Consider the following 3,070-nt stretch of genomic DNA (forward strand, 5'->3'; position numbering starts at 1 on the left):
ATCGCCGCTCGTGGCGTGCATGTGGTGCTGATCGGTGACGTGTCGGCCCGACGGTACGCGGAGTTCGCGGACGTGTGGGTGGAGTGCCCGATCGACAGCGTCTCGCCGCTCGACAGCTACGCGAGCGCCATGAGCCTCATCAACGTGCTCGCGGCCAACGCGCTCGCGGCGCGAACGCGCGAGACCCGCACGCGCATCGCGGCCATCACGAGCCTCTACGACACCCTCGGCGAGCTCGAGTCGACCCCCTGAGCCGCCCCGCCCCGACCCGCCCCGCTCCGCCCGGCGCCGGCATCGCCGGCCTCTCCGCGACTTGCCAGTAGCTGCGCGAATAACTGCCGACTTGGCACATCTTGTGTCAAGTGGGGGCCGGTGGCGCGGACCGCGCGGCCCACTCCTCCGCGACTTGACACTAGATGCGCGAATAACTGCCGACTTGGCACATCTTGTGTCAAGTGGGGCGCCGGTGGCGCGGACCGGGCGGCCTCCTCCGTCGCGACTTGACACTAGATGCGCGAATAACCGCCGACTTGGCACATCTTGTGTCAAGTGCGGGATGGGTGGGGTGGGCAGGGCGGCCCAATCCTCCGCGACTTGACAGTAGGTGCGTGAATAGCCGCCGACTTGGCACATCTTGTGTCAAGTCGGCGGGGTGGGGAGGCGGGAGGGGCTAGCGGGTGGGCTCGGCCAGCTTGGCGCGGGCCTCGGGGGCCGTCATGCGGACGACGTAGGCCGGGCGGTCGCGCTCGAAGCGCCAGCTGTCGGCGAGGGGGCCGGCGTCGACCGCGTCGAAGCCGAACTCGTCGAGGAGCGCTGCGACCCGGGCCTTCGCGGCGTCGTCGTCTCCCGCGATCGGCAGCGCGCGGCGGGAAGGCGTGCCCGCGGGGGAGCCCGTCGTGGTGAGGTCGGCGGCCAGGATGTTGTTGAAAGCCTTCACGACGGCTGCTCCCGGCAGGTGCGCCTGCAGCATCTCCGCCGTGGTCGTCGTGCCCTGCTCGAGCGCGTCGATGCGGCCGTCGCGCTCCCAGTAGTAGTTGTTCGTGTCGATCACGATCTTGCCCGCGAGAGGCTCCGTCGGAACCTCGAGGTAGTTCTTCAGCGGCACGGTCACGACCACGAGGTCGCCCGCCGCCGCAGCCTCCGCCGACGTCGCCGCCGAGGCCGACGGTCCGAGCTCGTCGACGAGCTCCACGAGCGTCTCGGGACCGCGCGAGTTGCTCACCACCACGCGATAGCCGTGCGCCACGGCGAGCCGCGCGAGCTGGCCGCCGATGTTGCCGGCGCCGATGAATCCGATGGTGGTGGTGTCTGAAGTGGTCATGCCGGGGGTCAACGCCGTGGCGAGCGCCTGTGTTCCCGATCCGGGCGGGCTCGCAGCCGGGTGGGAAGAGCGGGCCTGTCGCCCACGCACTCAGCCCGGGGTGTCGACGTCCGACCCACCGCCCAGGTCGGTGCAGTCGACCTCCTCCACCCCGTGCGCCCGCAGGTAGGGCCGCGCCCCCTCGTCTCCGGCGAGGGCCTCGGCGAGGTCGGGCAGGTGCTCAGCGCCCACAACCACCGGATGCCCCGGCCGGCCCTCGTAGAACGCCTGGCGCAGGGTGCGCGGTCCGGCTCCCTGGAGCACCCTCTGCACGGCCGCAACCTCCAGCCCCGGCAGATCGACGAGAGTGATCGCGACCGCAGACACCGCAGACACCGCAGAAACCGAAGACAGAGGCACCGCCGGCAGCGCCCGCACCGCCGCGATCCCCGTCCGGAGCGAAGCGCCGAGACCCTCCGCCCACCCAGCAGCGACCGCGATCCGCACCCGACCCGACGCCAGCTCCGATGCGTAACCGGCGCGCAGCAACTCCGCGGCGTCGTCCGCCGAGGCTCCGAGCACCACCACGACCGGATCGCACCCCGCCTCGAGCAGCACGCGCACCCCTCGGTGCAGCCAGCCCTCCCCGTCGGCCCCGACGATGAGCGCCTTCGGGCCGCCCATCCGCTTCCCCGCACCGGCCGCCAGCAGGATGCCCGCCGCCGCACCGGGAGCGGAGGGCGGGTTCATGCGCCCATCGTAAGCTGAAGCCATGACGGAGACCGGCGACGTGCGGCAGACCAGCGAGGCGGAGCTCCGGGAGGCGCTGCGGTCGTGTCTCGGGGTCGAGCGGTTCGTCGACGAGGTCGCACAGAGGGCGCCGTTCGGCTCGAACGACGAGCTGCTCGCCGCGGCCGGGCCCGTGGCGGCCTCACTCACGGCGGCCGAGGTCGACGCGGCACTCGCGCACCATCCCCGCATCGGCGAGCGGATGCGCGGCGAGGGCCGCGCGCAGGCCTTCAGCCGCTCGGAGCAGTCGGCCGCCGAGTCCTCCGATGAGGCCCTGGCCGCCGCCATCTCCGCCGGCAACGAGGCCTACGAGGCCCGCTTCGACCGGGTCTTCCTCATCCGGGCCGCCGGTCGTGGCCGTGCCGAGATCCTCTCGGAGCTCACCCGCCGCCTCGCCCTCGACGACACAGCCGAGCTCGCCACGGTCGCCTCCGAGCTCCGAGACATCACGATGCTCCGCCTCGCGACCCTCTTCCCGCCGGCCCCCACCACGACCACCACCACCCCCACCGAGGAGCCGACGCCATGACCGCCGCCCGAAGCCACGTCACCACCCACGTCCTCGACTCCACGATCGGTCGTCCCGCGGCCGGGGTCCCCGTCATCCTCGAGCACGACGACCTCGGCAACTGGGTCATGCTCGCCTCCGCCGAGACCGATGCCGACGGCCGGGTCGAGCACTTCGGCCCCGAGGCCCTCCCGGCAGGCCGCTACCGCGTCACCTTCGACACCGCCACCTACTTCCACGAGCAGGAGGTCAAGGCCTTCTACCCCGAGGTGCACATCGTCTTCGAGCTCGCAGACCCCGCGGCCCACTACCACGTGCCCCTCCTCCTCAGCCCCTTCGCCTACTCCACCTACCGAGGCAGCTGACCCGCCCCCACGCCCCCGAGCATCCCGCCACGCGCAGCGTGCGGGCGTCGCGGGGTGGACCTTTTCCGGTCGAGGTGCAGGCCGGGTCTGGCGTGCGTCCGCGAAGCG

4 protein-coding genes and 1 pseudogene are annotated in these 3,070 nt (G+C 72.2%); 3 read left to right on the forward strand and 2 right to left on the reverse strand.

Going from position 1 to position 3,070, the window contains the following annotated elements; all coding sequences use genetic code 11:
• Positions 1–252: pseudogene (locus Q0D57_RS19300) on the forward strand (MurR/RpiR family transcriptional regulator); the annotation flags it as partial.
• Positions 253–670: 418 nt separating this feature from the next.
• Here the strand turns inward: Q0D57_RS19300 and Q0D57_RS19305 are convergent.
• Both Q0D57_RS19305 and Q0D57_RS19310 read right to left on the reverse strand, forming a co-directional pair.
• Complete coding sequence (locus Q0D57_RS19305) at positions 671–1,321, reverse strand: NADPH-dependent F420 reductase (protein WP_291047047.1); 651 nt, start codon at positions 1,319–1,321, stop codon at positions 671–673.
• 90 nt (positions 1,322–1,411) lie between these two features.
• Positions 1,412–2,050: an NTP transferase domain-containing protein gene (locus Q0D57_RS19310; RefSeq protein WP_291047048.1), complete on the reverse strand. Its 639-nt coding sequence runs from the start codon at positions 2,048–2,050 to the stop codon at positions 1,412–1,414.
• A gap of 22 nt (positions 2,051–2,072) precedes the next feature.
• Here Q0D57_RS19310 and uraD point away from each other — a divergent pair, with 22 nt between their 5' ends.
• Together uraD and uraH are read left to right on the forward strand one after the other, a co-directional pair.
• A complete protein-coding gene (gene uraD, locus Q0D57_RS19315; protein ID WP_291047050.1) occupies positions 2,073–2,618 on the forward strand; it encodes a 2-oxo-4-hydroxy-4-carboxy-5-ureidoimidazoline decarboxylase in 546 nt (181 codons plus the stop codon).
• Complete coding sequence (uraH, locus tag Q0D57_RS19320; RefSeq protein ID WP_291047052.1) at positions 2,615–2,962, forward strand: hydroxyisourate hydrolase; 348 nt, start codon at positions 2,615–2,617, stop codon at positions 2,960–2,962. Before uraD ends, uraH begins: the two co-directional genes overlap by 4 nt.
• Positions 2,963–3,070: the final 108 nt, after the last annotated feature.

Source organism: Herbiconiux sp., assembly GCF_023264895.1.
GTDB lineage: Bacteria > Actinomycetota > Actinomycetes > Actinomycetales > Microbacteriaceae > Herbiconiux.

Coding starts and splice junctions, on each gene's coding strand:
- Q0D57_RS19310 (WP_291047048.1), bottom strand. CDS start 2,050: ATGAACCCGCCCTCCGCTCCCGGTGCGGCGGCGGGCATCCTGCTGGCG.
- Q0D57_RS19305 (WP_291047047.1), bottom strand. CDS start 1,321: ATGACCACTTCAGACACCACCACCATCGGATTCATCGGCGCCGGCAAC.
- uraH (WP_291047052.1), top strand. CDS start 2,615: ATGACCGCCGCCCGAAGCCACGTCACCACCCACGTCCTCGACTCCACG.
- uraD (WP_291047050.1), top strand. CDS start 2,073: ATGACGGAGACCGGCGACGTGCGGCAGACCAGCGAGGCGGAGCTCCGG.